The sequence below is a fragment of the Treponema vincentii genome (assembly GCF_018336815.1).
GTDB lineage: Bacteria > Spirochaetota > Spirochaetia > Treponematales > Treponemataceae > Treponema.
Map to the genome: position 1 here is coordinate 2,290,976 of NZ_CP050497.1, position 13,543 is coordinate 2,304,518.

Annotated in this window: 16 protein-coding genes; 5 read left to right on the plus strand and 11 right to left on the minus strand. The window is 45.6% G+C overall.

Going from position 1 to position 13,543, the window contains the following annotated elements; genetic code table 11:
• The first annotated feature begins 67 nt into the window (after positions 1-67).
• From GWP40_RS10370 to GWP40_RS12980, 5 genes are all read left to right on the plus strand, one after another.
• Positions 68-811, plus strand: a complete 744-nt coding sequence (locus tag GWP40_RS10370) for a hypothetical protein (protein ID WP_212565278.1) — start codon at positions 68-70, stop codon at positions 809-811.
• A gap of 86 nt (positions 812-897) precedes the next feature.
• Positions 898-1,197 (plus strand): SAM-dependent chlorinase/fluorinase, encoded by a 300-nt coding sequence (locus GWP40_RS13270; protein WP_269140241.1) that lies wholly within the window; start codon positions 898-900, stop codon positions 1,195-1,197.
• Positions 1,127-1,825, plus strand: a complete 699-nt coding sequence (locus GWP40_RS10375; RefSeq protein WP_269140242.1) for an SAM hydrolase/SAM-dependent halogenase family protein — start codon at positions 1,127-1,129, stop codon at positions 1,823-1,825. The genes GWP40_RS13270 and GWP40_RS10375 overlap by 71 nt, the downstream gene beginning before the upstream one ends.
• Before the next feature lie 77 nt (positions 1,826-1,902).
• Complete coding sequence (locus GWP40_RS12975) at positions 1,903-2,529, plus strand: hypothetical protein (protein WP_230974404.1); 627 nt, start codon at positions 1,903-1,905, stop codon at positions 2,527-2,529.
• Positions 2,530-2,606: 77 nt separating this feature from the next.
• Positions 2,607-3,728 (plus strand): hypothetical protein, encoded by a 1,122-nt coding sequence (locus tag GWP40_RS12980; RefSeq protein ID WP_230974405.1) that lies wholly within the window; start codon positions 2,607-2,609, stop codon positions 3,726-3,728.
• A gap of 12 nt (positions 3,729-3,740) precedes the next feature.
• On the opposite strand, the gene GWP40_RS10385 is transcribed toward GWP40_RS12980, so the two are convergent.
• The 11 genes from GWP40_RS10385 to rpe all read right to left on the minus strand — a co-directional run bounded on the left by GWP40_RS10385 (position 3,741) and on the right by rpe (position 13,403).
• A complete protein-coding gene (locus GWP40_RS10385; protein ID WP_212565279.1) occupies positions 3,741-4,457 on the minus strand; it encodes a potassium channel family protein in 717 nt (238 codons plus the stop codon).
• A 32-nt stretch (positions 4,458-4,489) separates the two neighbouring features.
• Positions 4,490-5,107, minus strand: a complete 618-nt coding sequence (locus GWP40_RS10390) for a DedA family protein (protein ID WP_212565280.1) — start codon at positions 5,105-5,107, stop codon at positions 4,490-4,492.
• Between the two features lie 12 nt (positions 5,108-5,119).
• Positions 5,120-7,141 carry an NAD(+) synthase gene (locus GWP40_RS10395; RefSeq protein WP_212565281.1) on the minus strand — a complete coding sequence of 674 codons (2,022 nt, stop codon included), beginning with the start codon at positions 7,139-7,141 and terminating at the stop codon, positions 5,120-5,122.
• Positions 7,142-7,189: 48 nt separating this feature from the next.
• A complete protein-coding gene (locus tag GWP40_RS10400; RefSeq protein ID WP_212565282.1) occupies positions 7,190-8,293 on the minus strand; it encodes a hypothetical protein in 1,104 nt (367 codons plus the stop codon).
• Entirely contained in the window at positions 8,290-9,414 is a 1,125-nt protein-coding gene (gene ispG / locus GWP40_RS10405; RefSeq protein ID WP_212565283.1) for a (E)-4-hydroxy-3-methylbut-2-enyl-diphosphate synthase, read from the minus strand. Before ispG ends, GWP40_RS10400 begins: the two co-directional genes overlap by 4 nt.
• Before the next feature lie 11 nt (positions 9,415-9,425).
• Positions 9,426-9,968, minus strand: a complete 543-nt coding sequence (locus GWP40_RS12985) for a hypothetical protein (protein WP_230974406.1) — start codon at positions 9,966-9,968, stop codon at positions 9,426-9,428.
• Between the two features lie 28 nt (positions 9,969-9,996).
• Positions 9,997-10,581, minus strand: a complete 585-nt coding sequence (locus GWP40_RS12990; protein ID WP_230974407.1) for a tetratricopeptide repeat protein — start codon at positions 10,579-10,581, stop codon at positions 9,997-9,999.
• Complete coding sequence (locus GWP40_RS12995; RefSeq protein WP_230974408.1) at positions 10,581-11,330, minus strand: hypothetical protein; 750 nt, start codon at positions 11,328-11,330, stop codon at positions 10,581-10,583. The genes GWP40_RS12990 and GWP40_RS12995 overlap by 1 nt, the downstream gene beginning before the upstream one ends.
• Complete coding sequence (locus GWP40_RS13000) at positions 11,287-11,805, minus strand: hypothetical protein (RefSeq protein ID WP_230974409.1); 519 nt, start codon at positions 11,803-11,805, stop codon at positions 11,287-11,289. The genes GWP40_RS12995 and GWP40_RS13000 overlap by 44 nt, the downstream gene beginning before the upstream one ends.
• A gap of 192 nt (positions 11,806-11,997) precedes the next feature.
• A complete protein-coding gene (locus GWP40_RS10420; protein WP_230974410.1) occupies positions 11,998-12,777 on the minus strand; it encodes a tetratricopeptide repeat protein in 780 nt (259 codons plus the stop codon).
• Positions 12,774-13,403: a ribulose-phosphate 3-epimerase gene (gene rpe, locus GWP40_RS10425; RefSeq protein ID WP_212565284.1), complete on the minus strand. Its 630-nt coding sequence runs from the start codon at positions 13,401-13,403 to the stop codon at positions 12,774-12,776. Before rpe ends, GWP40_RS10420 begins: the two co-directional genes overlap by 4 nt.
• Between the last annotated feature and the right edge of the window lie 140 nt (positions 13,404-13,543).

The window sequence follows — 13,543 nt, forward strand, 5'->3', positions numbered from 1 at the left end:
ATGCTAAAAAGTGCCGTCTAACTAATCCTTGCATAGCTTTTTAGCTCAAGTTTTTATAGGAGTTATTATGAAACGTATTACCCCCCTGTGTTTATTGCTTGCAACGCTCGGTATTGTCCTTTTGAGCGGTGCCTGTGCCTCTACGTCAAAAAAGCATGATCCCGACTTCCTCGGCAATTATCCGGTTCAGTCGTTAGGTGTACTGCATCTCAATATAGTAAAACGTTATTCCAACGATTTACTGCCACGCGACATCAGCTTTGTTTTTGAGCCGTCAACCAACACTGTTAAATTCCATCATAAAATGATGGGAGATAATATTTGGATTTCCTTAAAAAAGAAAGAGCGTGTACTTCTACGGGATGCTATTGAACAATACCTCGCAGCCTTCGCAGATAAAACACTGACTCTTGAAGGTGCAAAGAAAAAAGGAGCATTTGGAAAAACCAATGTCGTAATGACGTGGGGATTATTCGGTGGAGCACATGAAGCGCTCCCAACGTTGCGGTTCGATTATCAGTTTATTACTCCGCAGCGACCGTATTTCATTCTTGCCAATGCGACAACGCAAGCGAGCGACGGCGCTAACTGCCCTGCAATACGGATTGCAATTTCACCCGCACAATGTCAAGATGTTTTAAAAGCATTAGACGAAAAAGCACTTTTACAACTTGTAGAAGAATTAAAAGCCGACTATGACAAATACGATGAATTCGATTCAAATACATCGGCCGTTAAAAACATAGAAAATGTCCCCGAAGGAAGCGATACCCCTGTAAAGCAGGACGACGTTTCTTTTGATGAGTTTTAAAAACTCTCATCAGCTGATGGACATCCTTGTCCACCAGCTGATGAGATCAACTTTGTAAAAGTAAAGTTGGTTTTATAGGAGGAATTATGTGCAGTAAAAGGTTATTCGGTTTGGCTGCAGCGGGTATGCTGATAATTGCAATCGGTATTTCCGGCTGTGCGGGAACGCCCCGAAATTCTCGACCGTTGGTATTTCAAACGGACTTCGGATTAAAGGACGGAGCTGTCTCGGCAATGAAGGGGGTTGCTTTTACTCAATCGGCTGCGATTCCGCTCTACGATCTTACCCACGAAATACCGGCTTACAGTATCTGGGATGCAGCGTATCGACTTTTTTCAGACAGTAGAATACTGGCCGGCAGGTACCGTTTTTGTATCGGTAGTTGATCCCGGTGTCGGTACCGACCGCGATTCGGTTGTCTTAAAGACTAAGACAGGTCACTATATTGTTACCCCTGACAATGGAACACTTACGCTTGTTGCAGACCGGTTAGGAATTGCGGAAGTCCGTTTAATCGATGAAGCGGTGAACCGCCGGAAAAATTCCGAAAAGAGTTATACCTTCCACGGACGTGATGTATACGCCTTTACCGGTGCACGGCTCGCAGGGGGGATTATCAGCTTTGAGCAAGTGGGACCGGCAAAAAAAGAAATTGTCCGACTTCCTTACGAGAAACCTCGTTTTGATAACGGCTCACTGTTAGGCACTATCCCCGCCCTCGATGTGCAGTATGGAAATGTGTGGACAAATATCAGCCGTGAAACCGCTGATGCATTAAAATTAGCCGTCAATGATGTCGTGCAGGTAACGGTATTCAATAACGGAAAGCAAGTGTATACCGGTTCTATGCCGTATGTGAACAGTTTCGGTGATGTTCCCGACGGAAAGCCGCTGCTGTATTACAATAGCCTCGATTGCTTATCGATGGCATTAAACATGGATAATTTCGCAGCAGTACATAAAATCGAATACGGCGGCGAATGGACAGTGAAGATCACCAAAGTTACAAAATAACATCCTTTTGAAAATATACGGGATAGCGAAAAAGTAACCAACCTTTGAGACATCCCGTATTGCAAAAGGACATGTATATGCATCAAAAAAACAAGACCGGCATACAGTATGCTGCCGTTTTTAAGTTCCTATTCCGCATCTATGCGATGACGGTATTCGGAATCAGCCGATGGCAAGATTTTATCCGGAAAAGCAGCAGCCGTACTCACCGCGGCAACCTACACACGCAAGGGCAAACGGTAATAACCATTAAAGAAAGAGCCGCAGGAAATAACTCAAGGAAAGAAACTTTCGGCAGCGCTGCTGAAAATACGGGAGAAACTACCTCTATCGTTAAAACGGGGATTTTCATCCTATTTTTAATATACATAGGCGGCTGCTTTATTATGTTGTTCAGAATGCTCACAATAAATCTCTACAAGAGTTTACAGCCGTTAGGGATGCAGCGTCTCTTGTTTGAAATTGAAATCACAGCGTTGTTTGCCTTTCTCTTTATTTCCAATTTTCTGCTGACGCTTTCCACATATTATATCGGAAGCATCGAACAAACGTTGCGGGCGATGCCTATTCCATCCCGTATTTTTTTTCGGTGCAAAATTCCTTGCCCATTGTTTACCGGCTCTGATTATTTCGATAAGTTTTTTTCGGAGTTACCGCATCAGTATACGGATACTATGAGCGCTCACCGGCTGCATTCTATATAACGGCATTAACCGGCGCCGTTTTTTTTCCGCTGCCGGTTATCGGACTGTGTTACCTTATCAACATCATCGTTATGAGGATGACGAAGATTTTTAAACAGCGCCGATTCGTAATGCTGATTACCGGTCTACTCGGTATCGTGATGGCGCTTGGAATCAATTATTTTGTACAATCGGTCAATATGCTGCACGAGCGTCCTAACTTAGTAGAAGTTCTTACACACACCCGGCAGGGTATTGCTGCCGTTACACGCTGTCTGCTACCCGTACGTTTTTTTGCAGCAGCTCTCTCAGCGAACTCTTTTTCTGCATCGATCGGTTCGTTTCTACCGTTTATCGCGAGTTGTATTGCAATTCCGGCAGCGCTTATCGCTTTGCTTTCGGGAGTGTATGAAAAAACGCTGGACGGGTTTGATGAACAGGCTGTAAAACGGCTCGCCGCTTCCGAAACGGCGAAATTTATCCGCCGCAGATTCACACGACGCTCAGCCTTTACTGCATTACTGTTACGGGAAATCCATATACTGAACCGCGAGCCGGCGTATCTTTTAAACGGGCCGTTCACGATGATACTGCTGCCGCTCATCTACGGCATTATGTACCTTACCGGCTCGCTCAACCTACCGCCGGAAACGGAAGTCCTTATGCAGGGCAGTACGGGGCTTATGATTGCAGGGGTATGCGGCGCTTTTCTCGGCTCGGCACCCGGCATCGCGGCAACATCCGTTTCCCGTGATGCAAAAAACCTTGGATTAATAAAAAGTCTCCCCCTTTCAATAAAGCGGTATATGCAGGCGAAGCTTGCACATGCAATGCTCTTTGCAGGTATCGGTTCTATAATAGGTGTAGGCGGCATTGCGCTTCTTTTTTCGCTAACGCCGCTGACAACCATCACTGCATTTATAATTGCACTCTCGCTCGCCCTGTTCTGCAACCTACTTGCGCTGATGCTGGATACCGCGCGTCCAAAGCTCCACTGGGACACACCCGCAGCGGCAGTTAAGCATAATCTGAACACTATCATCATGCTATGTTCCGACCTGTTGCTTTTAAGCATCACCGTAACGGCAGCAACGCTGACGTCTATGCCGCAGCACTGCTATTTGCTGTGTTTTAGCGGTATTCCGCTGCTCGCAAGCGGCATTATGGCACATTTCTTTTGGCCCTACGCAGAGCGGAAAATGAATGAGATTGAAATTTAGATTACGAAAAATCTAAAGCTGAAAACGCGGAAAGAGCATACGGAAAAGACTTATATGCTCTTTTTTATGTAAATCTTCTTTATGATGAGAGAAAGCAAAGATATGCTCTTCCGAACCTGCTAAAAGGAGAATATCATCTGCGGCAAACCGATAGTCAGGTTCAATAAACTCAAAAGTTTCAGAATCTTGCTTGCGTACTGCCACAATATTGAGACCGAGTTCTTTCCGTAAATTTGCTTCAAGGAGCGTCATGCCGATATATTTTTCATTAATGTTTACTTCCGCCAGTGCAAGATCCGCTGAAATCGGCAGAAAATTCAACAACAAAGTTGATGCCAACATCGGCATAACCCGCTTTGCCGCTTCACGGTCGGGAAAAATCACCTTGGTTGCCCCGACCATGGACAGCAAATTCTCATGTTGGTCGGTTTCGGCCTTTAAGACAATCTCTTTAATGCCAAGCTGCTTTAAATATTTGGTTACCATCAGCGAAAGCTCAATTCTACCGCCCAGATCAACAATCGCAGTACCGATTCTTTGAGGAATATTTCTACGGAGACTCTCTTCATCGGTGATATTTACGACAGAGCCTTTAACAGCCTTGCCTTCATACTTTTTAATAAGATTAGGATCCTTATCAATAATGATAACTTCATCGGTAAAACGGAGCAGTTCTTCCAACATACGGACACCGAACGCGCCTAAACCGATAATTACGAATCTATTCATACTGTCTCCTCTTTACCGATACATATTATGCATCATTCGGCGCTATGCCCCTTTTGTGAAGATTTAAAGATTTTTTCCGATCGCATAACATAAATACTGAAGCCGATAAAAAGCAGTAAAAGCACAATTCCGATAATCTTCATAAAATGACTGCCCCTTTGCCCGAGAAAGTAGACCAGCCAGAATAAAGCCGAAATATTGCAGACCGCTGCAATAGCGTCAAAACAAGCAAACTTATAAAACGGAAAATTGACAAAGCCGGATGTCATTGAAATAATATTACGTACACCGAAAGGAATAAAACGTCCACACAAAAAGGTAAAAAAACCGTGCCGGTTAAGGGCACGGGAAATACGAATGACACTATTTTCGCTTATCAATTTTGAAAAGAATCTGCTGGAAATCCTGCCCCTCCCTAAAAGCCATCCCCAAAAGTACACAAGGCAATCACTGATCACTGCTCCAAAATAAAGAGCAGCATAGAAGGCAGGAATAGATGCTTTCTCTTGTTTACAGAGCAAGGCTGCAGTAATAACAATGATATCTTCCGAAATCGGAAGGTTAAATCCTCCGAGAAGCAAGCTGATAAAAATAACCAACGGAAAATAAGAAATATACTGCCCTATCCACGCGGCAATTGTATGAAACATTGAAACAATCTATCATACCTCCGACAACTTTTCAAGTTCGGCGATCCAGACGGCAGCGTTCATATCGCTCGGCATTTGCCATATCCCTCGCGGAGAAAAACTACCGAAACCTACCTGCACACCGTCGGGAGCACAGGAACGTTTAAACTGCTGAGAAAAAAGCCGCCGGTAGAAGATACGCATACAGCCGAGTATCTGTTGACGATTATACCGTTGTTCCGTAGAAAAACAATGTTCGGCAAGCAGAAGAATTTTTGCAGGACTGAAATCCGTATGGAGAATATAATATAAAAAGAAATCATGCAGCTCATAGGGACCGAGTATGTCCTCGGTTTTTTGCGTAATGATCTGTTTTTGTGCAGGCAGCAGTTCGGGACTAATCGGCGTATCGAGAATATCCTGTACAACGGCGTAGAATTCGGTATGCTTATCGGCATCCGGCAAAAAGGCGGTTGGATAGGCTGCAACATAGCGAATACAATGGCGCAACAGTGTTTTGGGGATACCGGCATTAACGTTATACATCGACATGTGATCACCGTTATACGTTTCCCAACCGAGCGCCGATTCGGAAAGATCCCCCGTGCCGACAAGCAGTGCACCGAGCTGATTTGCTTTATCCATCAGAATTTGGGTACGCTCACGAGCTTGCGCGTTTTCATAAACGGTATTGCAGAGATCTGTGGGATGTCCGATATCCGCAAAATGCTGCATCATCGCTTTTTCTATGGGAATAGTCAGGGCGGTACATCCAAGCAACTCGGCAAGCTTGAGCGCATTGGACTTGGTTCTATCCGTTGTTCCGAATCCGGGCATAGTAATTGCCGTAACCGAATCGGGTTTCTGGCGGAGCATTCGAGAAGCAAGGACTGAAATAAAAAGCGCCAATGTGGAATCCAAGCCGCCCGAAATTCCGAGCACGGTTTTTGTACACCCCGTATGGTACATACGCTTAGCAAGCCCGCGTCCCTGAAGTTCTATTACCTGCGAGAAAAAGCTCTCCCATGCTTGCTCGTTATTTTGTACCGCAAGAGGGATGAACGGATTGGGGTTGCGCGGACGGACAAGCAGTACCCCTCGGGAAGGAATGGTCGGGATAACAATACGGCGGCAAGCCGACGGACTACGGCCGAGACCGGAGGGAGCCTCGCAATCCATATCTGCAAGGGTAATAGCAGCTTCATCTTCATAGCCGGAAAAATTGAAATCACCTGATGTTTTATTAAAGGTGGATAGCTCAAAGCCGTTTGCTGCCGCCAACAACTCGCCGTTTTCATAAATACCCCGCTCGCCCGCACAGGCAGTATCGGTTGTAGATTCCCCCCAACCGGCGTTGACAAACAAAACCGTATTTCTTTCCTGCTTTGACCGAGCAGCAGCGCTGCGGCAGAGTTCCGTAAAAGAACCTGCAAACGACGCCTGTGCGAGCGGCTCAATGTAGAGCGCCGATCCTGTTACCGTGAGAGTATTGTCCGCCGCCGGAGAAGTGTTTTTGTTTTCGGCTTGACTTTGATTCCGTGCATTTTTTTCGCTGCCGATTACAAACGAAAACCGGCTTTTTTCCACTTCAAACAGCAAATCCGAACCGAACGGAACAGCGGTATTTTGCAAGCCGGTAAGAATTACCGAGGGTTCTCTTCCGTCATATATGGAAAAAACGCGGGAATGTACGGTTCCATCAAGCGGTACAATACCGTAGATAGTCCCCCTACTGAAGACGGCAACAGCACTGTAGATGTTCCCTGAAAAAAAGAATGGGAAACCGAGCACACCGATAATAGGCTCCATGGAAGTTTGCCGGACGATATACTCAAGTCGATCTTCTGCAGCATTCAATAATGACCGCTGCCCAAAAAGAGTACCGCAGCTGGAGGTCGTGAGCGCCAATGCAGGGAATACGGCAATATCGGCGCCCATTTCGGCGCTTTTTCGCAATGCACTGATAATTCGCTCGGCATTACCGGCACAATCTCCAACCGCACAGGGAGAAACTACCGCAGCAACCCGATAAAATCCGTAGTCGTGTATATTCATTTTTCACCTCCCCGTTTTTGTCGCTTCAGATGCGGCAGTTCTTTTCGTTTAAAAAGTTTGCGAAAGCCTGTATGTTGCTTCCTTTGCGTACGTAAAAGAAGGACAACTTTTAGCCAATTTGTAATAGAGATCATTTGCTTGTACGACAAATCCCTGTCGGTACAACAAATCGGCAAACTGCAAAAAGACATTCCAAATTTGCTTGGTTTCCGTCCAGTGCAGGATTTCATTATTTGCACCGATTCTCAGCAATAGATCGGAAAAGTCGCTGTACCTATACATAAAATCCGTCTTTTTCAACGTATCGCTCAAATAGGTAACTGCGATATCGGCTCCGAGCAGCGCAGTCCTGAATGCGCGGTCGTATTCTTCGACACGGAGATAAATATCGGTCAGTTCAATATAAGCACGAAGCGCTATATCATTATGATGCCGGTATAATGAAAAAAACTTTTCAACCGTCTGTTCATTTTTAATCGTATGGATCATCGCCCTCAAGGTTGCACTTTCAACATTGGTAGTTCCATACACAGGATCTTCCGTTAAAATGAGAAGAAGATATTTTTCTTGATCGTCATACTGCTTTAATAAGCCGGAAATTTGAGCAAGCGAATAAATAATTTCAAACCGCATATCGGGGATGTATAAGAAGTCTCTCGCTTCCCATGCTGCCTGATAAAACCGGCGCGACTGTGTCAGTTCTCCTTCCAGCTCATAGACCTTTCCGATTAGATAATCGCATTCGGGATAAACATCGCTCTTCTTTAACCACGCAAGTACTGCAGAAATCGACTTATCAAAATAAGCAGGAGGATGAATAAGAAAAATCCTATCGAGGATTGCACACGCTTCATAATCCTGCCGCTTTTCCAACACGCGGTATACGTCCGAAATAAGATCACCGGCAGCCCTTACCTGATGCGGTTTAAGCGCGGCAAAAAGATAGTCATACTGAGCGGTTACCTGCGTTTTATGCATTTCACGCGCTTGCCTGAACAAAAGGAGCGCTTTACCGAATTCACGTGCTTCATACGCAACCTTTCCTTGCTCAAGCAGATGCCAAGGGTATTCAAGCGAGTCGGTCGATACTTTTTGTGCATACAGAAACACACTGATAAGGATTGTAAAACATACTATTACAAACTTTTTCATAAACTCCTCAGCTCCTCCTCAAAGACCGCATCGATAACCGTATTTTTTTCCGTTTCCGTCAAGCCTTGTATATCGATACGCCGAACGATAACGCCCCTCTTAAACAATAGGATAACGCTTTCCGCGCCGGTAATCCCGATGTCGGCAAATTTTCCCTCGCCTGGCCCGTTGACAACACATCCCATCACTGCAACCGTCAAATCTTTCTTTTCGGCAAACAGCCGATGCTGCCATCGTGCAACAAAACCGTGAACATCAAACCCATTGCGACCGCAGCGGGGGCACGACACAAGTCTGATACCGCCTTTCCGTTTACCGCATTCAGTCAAAATTTCCCGCGCTGCAATAACCTCATTTTCCATAGTATCGGAAAGGCTCACCCGCACGGTAGCGCCGATATTCCGTTCAAGCAGTTTTGAAAATGCGAGGGCGCTTTTGACAATCCCCGAAACCAAAGGACCCGCTTCCGTAACACCTAAATGAAGCGGCGCAGTGGACCGGGCGGCAAACAGCTCATTGGCAATGATAGTCTCTTTCACCGACGATGCTTTCATCGACACAAGATACTGCGTAAAGCCGTGTTTATCGAAAAGCGCCGCTTCTCGCTGCGCCCCCGCTACCAACGCGGCTGCCCTCGCATCCTCCGCATTGCGTCCTTCGCGAATTTCCTGCTCCATACGGTTTCGTATATCGACGGGGAGAGAGCCGCTGTTAACCCCGATGCGGAGCGCCGTTCCGGTATCCTGTGCTTTTTTAATAACCGCGCTCACCCGCTCTTCCGTTCCGATATTCCCCGGATTGATACGTATCTTTGCGGCGCAACCATCCATACAGCGCAACGCAAGCCGATAGTCAAAGTGAATATCGGCAACAAGCGGCATCGGCGTCATTCCGGTAAGCTTCACAAACGCTTCAGCGCTTCCGACATCCGGTACGGCAAACCGGAGAATGTCGCAACCGAGCTGCTCCAGTGCGGCTATCTGTCGTACCGTCTCCTGTAATGTATCCTCACGCAACGGCTGCTTCCACATAGTCTGGATAGCGATGGGGGCATCGCCGCCGAGTTCAATGCTCCGAACGCTGCCCTTGCCTCCTATCCGTAGTTTTTCCGCCGTATACATATCTTCTCCAATCAGCGTTTATTTTCCGGCACTTGACTTTGATGAATACCGGCAGCTTTTAAAAAGAGGATGCCGCCCCGTTGCTGAATTTTTCCCAATACTTCTATCGGACGCTCAGCATCTATTCTGACCGAAAAATTACAAAAGATAGGAACAACACCTTCCAGCTGAATACGCTCACTATACCCCACCAAAAGATCGAAGCTCGTATTGTCCCCATCGGATTGTACATTTGTTGCACGCCCCGACCAAATGGTCCAGCAATCAAGATAGAGCGGAATATCGGCGCGCACATCGCTATAGGCGGGAATATCCCGAACGGTATCGAATCCCGGCGTTGCAAAATAATCCATCAACAATCGCGCTTTTTGTTTAATCGAATGAGCAGCGTTCGACGATAAAATACGATTAACTTCAATCTGCGCAAGATTATCCCTCGAATCCTGAAAATATTTCTGCGCATTCCGATATGCCGCAAGTACCTCTTTTTCCGAAAGTGTATATCGATACGTTCCGCTCGTATCAATCGGGCGCGCTTTTTCGTCCGACAGCAATGTGAATGCCGAAAGATCTGCCCTATTATTATTCCGCGTCCATGTCGGCAGAGGTTTTTTTCACCAATACCGTTAGTGTAATTACCACGACACACACGGCGCCTACAAGACAGCTAAACAAAGCTATTCTTTTTTTAATATAGGACTGCACTCCGGGACGGGGGTAAAACTTTTTTATTTCGCCCGATTGAACGGCGTCCCCTATTGCTTCCGGTGTATTATGTGTCCGGATAAAATCCAATCCGCTACGTGCCAATACATGATTAGGATTATACTCAATTGCTTCCAGATAATAGTCGATCGCACGTGCGGTATCACCACGCCGTAAAAACAACACAGCCTGCGCACACAGTAAATCGGGATCGGTCATTTTAATACGCCGTGCGCAGGTCAAATAATCAACGGCTCCGCCGATATCCCCGGCATGCAAACAAGCAAGTCCTAAATATAGATAAAAAGGAAACGATTTGTTAAACGAAGCATTATACACGACATCTTTCGCATCACCCGACACAACGTATTGCGTAACATGGGGTTCCAATAAATTGATGACCTGTTGATAATTCCCCTTTGCAAATTGTTTTTTTGCTTGTTCAAGAATCGATGACGGCATTATTCTTCCTGCATGGCCTCTATAGCATTATCTACTTCCGTGCGTAATTTCGCAATCTCTTCCATAGATAATTCGTCGGGAGACTTTTCAAGCACCGCAATTTTATCCAACAGCTCCTGTACATACCGGTAATCTTTTTTCGGTTCTTCCGGTTTTCCCAAGGCATCCTGTTGAGCAGATTGAGCGACCGAGGATTGCTCTGCAGATACTGCCGATGCGGGAGTATTATCGTCAGGCTGTGTTTTAGTGGTGGCAGCGGGTTGATTTGCCGAAACAGGACGATAGATCGTCGTAACAGTCAAGTTTCCCACCGGACCGGTAGCAGATCGGCTGGTTTTCTCCGGCGCTGCTTGAGTCTGTTGAGTATATGCTGAATATGCTGTTACCGTATCAGCTGCATTTCGGTAATCGTAAAAGCCGATACAGTTTGTAACACTGAACGTTTCTTTATAGAGTACCTTCTTCTCAGACCACACGTATAAAAGCCCCGGATCGGAAAATGCATACTTACGGAATGATCTGCCGCTTACGTAAGAAGGTAGCCACTTCTTTGTTACCAGCCGCTCCCAATTTGCAATATACACAGATGTCGGTACCGTTACATATTCATTTCGTAAGAAGAAGAGGCAAGCATATCCTCTATCTGCAGAAAAGATAACGGAATCTTTTTCCAACACCGGCTGCAGCATCAGTTCCGCTCCGATTTCACTGCGCAAGTCCGTATACAGCGGAACAAGATTTTTTTTCACCTAACGAAGTGTCAAATAGAGCCTTTAAACCGATATCGGCAATATCCCCCGAAATATTTTGAATTTCAGTTACAACTTTTAAGATCTTTCCCGTTGAGCGCTGTTTTGAAGGTACAAATGAAAATGTCTGAGTCGCCAGAAAATCCATGCTGATCTGGAACATAACCGTTATCTCGTTTTTTGACTGGCTAATGATAATTTTCTTTCCGCTTTTATTATTAAGATGGAATATCTTACCATTAAAGAGCACCGAATAAATATTCACGGAAGATTGAGAGCGATCATCATACAGCGGCTCATACACACGGGCATCTTCGACCTTTGAGTGATATAAACAAAAATTACCCGTATTAGGATAAATAACCAACTTTAACGGATCACTGATCATTTCGACTGTATTTTCCGCTGCAAATAATCCGCTCAGCACCCATGCCGAGAGGCATAATAGAATCATCTTTTTATTGGGTAGCCACATTATTTTACTCCTTTGATATGCTGTTCATAGAGTTTTTCCAAGGTTTGGGTACGAGCTTTCAATTCCGCCAGTTCCAGACGGCGCCTTTCAAGTTTTTGCCGCTCGGCTTCTTCTTGTTCTTTTTGTTGCTGCTGTTCCCGTATACGCAGATTTTCCTGTTCTTCGCTTATCAGAGACAGCGTTGCAGAAATTTCATTGATTTTTTTTCTCCAACGCTCTTAAACGGTCGGCAAAGTATTCGGTCTGTTTTTCGTCCGCTAACGGAGCTGTCTCCCCAACCGGTGCAGCTTCGGTACTGCTGCCCGTGCTATCTGACGCAATTGGAGCATCTGTGTCATCGGATTTCGGTTCGGCGGATTCGAATGCTTTTTCAGTCTGTGCCGATGCAGGTTGTGTTTCATTCGCCATCTGCAAGAGTTCCTCCCGGACCGATTGTTGATCGATAAGCACGATTTTATATCGAGCCTCGTTCACCTTTCCCGACTGAGGATAATTCACGACAACTTTGCTAAAAATTTGACGGGCTTCGGTGTGATTCCCCGTTGCGTAAAGATTTTCACCTATCCAATAATAAGCTGATGGAATCTTTGGATGATCGGGATACTTTTCAATAAACCGATAGAGGATATCCGACGATGCTTCATACTCACCTGATAAATGTAAAAGCCGCCCCTTTTGATAACTCACTTCGGCGGCGCGTTCATCTTCAGGGGCTGCTTCCAAAAACGCATCGGCATACTTCAATGCACGTTCATAATTTTGTGCAGAAGCTTCGGACATTACCAGCCAGTAGAGCGCCTCTGTACGATCATTCGGTTCTGCTGTAATAAGTACCCGCTCAAATGATCCCTCCGCAACAGTCCAATCGCCGCGGCTGTATGCATCCAAACCGCTCAGTAAATCGGCGCTTTCGGCAAAAATACTGCAGATACCAAAGCACACAAGATAAGCAAATACTAATTTTTTTTTCATTTCTTTATCTCTCCGGAAAAAAAAGATGACCCCGAAACAACAACATCGGCGCCGGCATTGCATACAACCGGAAGTGTTTCCGCATTAACGCCGCCGTCAACCGAAATCAAATAGCGATAACCGTATTTTTCACGGTATTCACACAGTTTCTCAACCTTGCCGAGACATTGGGGAATCATCGTTTGTCCGCCAAAGCCCGGATTAACCGTCATTACCAACACAAGATCGACGAAGGGTAACACCTCATCTAAAAGATGTACAGGGGTTGACGGTACGATGCTGATACCGGGTTTCATACCTGCGGCACGGATTTCCGTAATAAGCCGATGGGCATGTATTGCCGCTTCAATATGAAACGTAAAATAATCGACGCCCGCCGCCGCAAAATCTTTCACAAAATCTTGAGGACGAGCAACCATTAAATGCACGTCAAAAGGAAGGGTGCTTTTACTTCGCAAGCTGCGTACAACGGGAGCGCCGAACGTTAAATTCGGTACAAAAGCTCCGTCCATCACATCAAGATGAACCCATTGTCCCCCGTTTGCTTCAATAAAGTGTAGTTCTTCAGCAAGCCGTGAAAAGTCTGCACTCAATAAAGACGGCGCTAATATAAACGATGCCCCCATCGTCTTTAAACCCTCCCATAAAAGTCAAGAAGAAAGTACCAACTTTCAATTGACTTTTTACGCACGTTCGCAACAAAGTGCAAACATACATATAATATACAAGATACCGATTACAATATCGGAATTTTTTTCAAAAGTTT

Coding starts and splice junctions, on each gene's coding strand:
- GWP40_RS10370 (WP_212565278.1), top strand. CDS start 68: ATGAAACGTATTACCCCCCTGTGTTTATTGCTTGCAACGCTCGGTATT.
- GWP40_RS13270 (WP_269140241.1), top strand. CDS start 898: ATGTGCAGTAAAAGGTTATTCGGTTTGGCTGCAGCGGGTATGCTGATA.
- GWP40_RS10375 (WP_269140242.1), top strand. CDS start 1,127: ATGCAGCGTATCGACTTTTTTCAGACAGTAGAATACTGGCCGGCAGGT.
- GWP40_RS12975 (WP_230974404.1), top strand. CDS start 1,903: ATGCATCAAAAAAACAAGACCGGCATACAGTATGCTGCCGTTTTTAAG.
- GWP40_RS12980 (WP_230974405.1), top strand. CDS start 2,607: ATGACGAAGATTTTTAAACAGCGCCGATTCGTAATGCTGATTACCGGT.
- GWP40_RS10385 (WP_212565279.1), bottom strand. CDS start 4,457: ATGAATAGATTCGTAATTATCGGTTTAGGCGCGTTCGGTGTCCGTATG.
- GWP40_RS10390 (WP_212565280.1), bottom strand. CDS start 5,107: ATGTTTCATACAATTGCCGCGTGGATAGGGCAGTATATTTCTTATTTT.
- GWP40_RS10395 (WP_212565281.1), bottom strand. CDS start 7,141: ATGAATATACACGACTACGGATTTTATCGGGTTGCTGCGGTAGTTTCT.
- GWP40_RS10400 (WP_212565282.1), bottom strand. CDS start 8,293: ATGAAAAAGTTTGTAATAGTATGTTTTACAATCCTTATCAGTGTGTTT.
- ispG (WP_212565283.1), bottom strand. CDS start 9,414: ATGTATACGGCGGAAAAACTACGGATAGGAGGCAAGGGCAGCGTTCGG.
- GWP40_RS12990 (WP_230974407.1), bottom strand. CDS start 10,581: ATGCCGTCATCGATTCTTGAACAAGCAAAAAAACAATTTGCAAAGGGG.
- GWP40_RS13000 (WP_230974409.1), bottom strand. CDS start 11,805: ATGTGGCTACCCAATAAAAAGATGATTCTATTATGCCTCTCGGCATGG.
- GWP40_RS10420 (WP_230974410.1), bottom strand. CDS start 12,777: ATGAAAAAAAAATTAGTATTTGCTTATCTTGTGTGCTTTGGTATCTGC.
- rpe (WP_212565284.1), bottom strand. CDS start 13,403: ATGGGGGCATCGTTTATATTAGCGCCGTCTTTATTGAGTGCAGACTTT.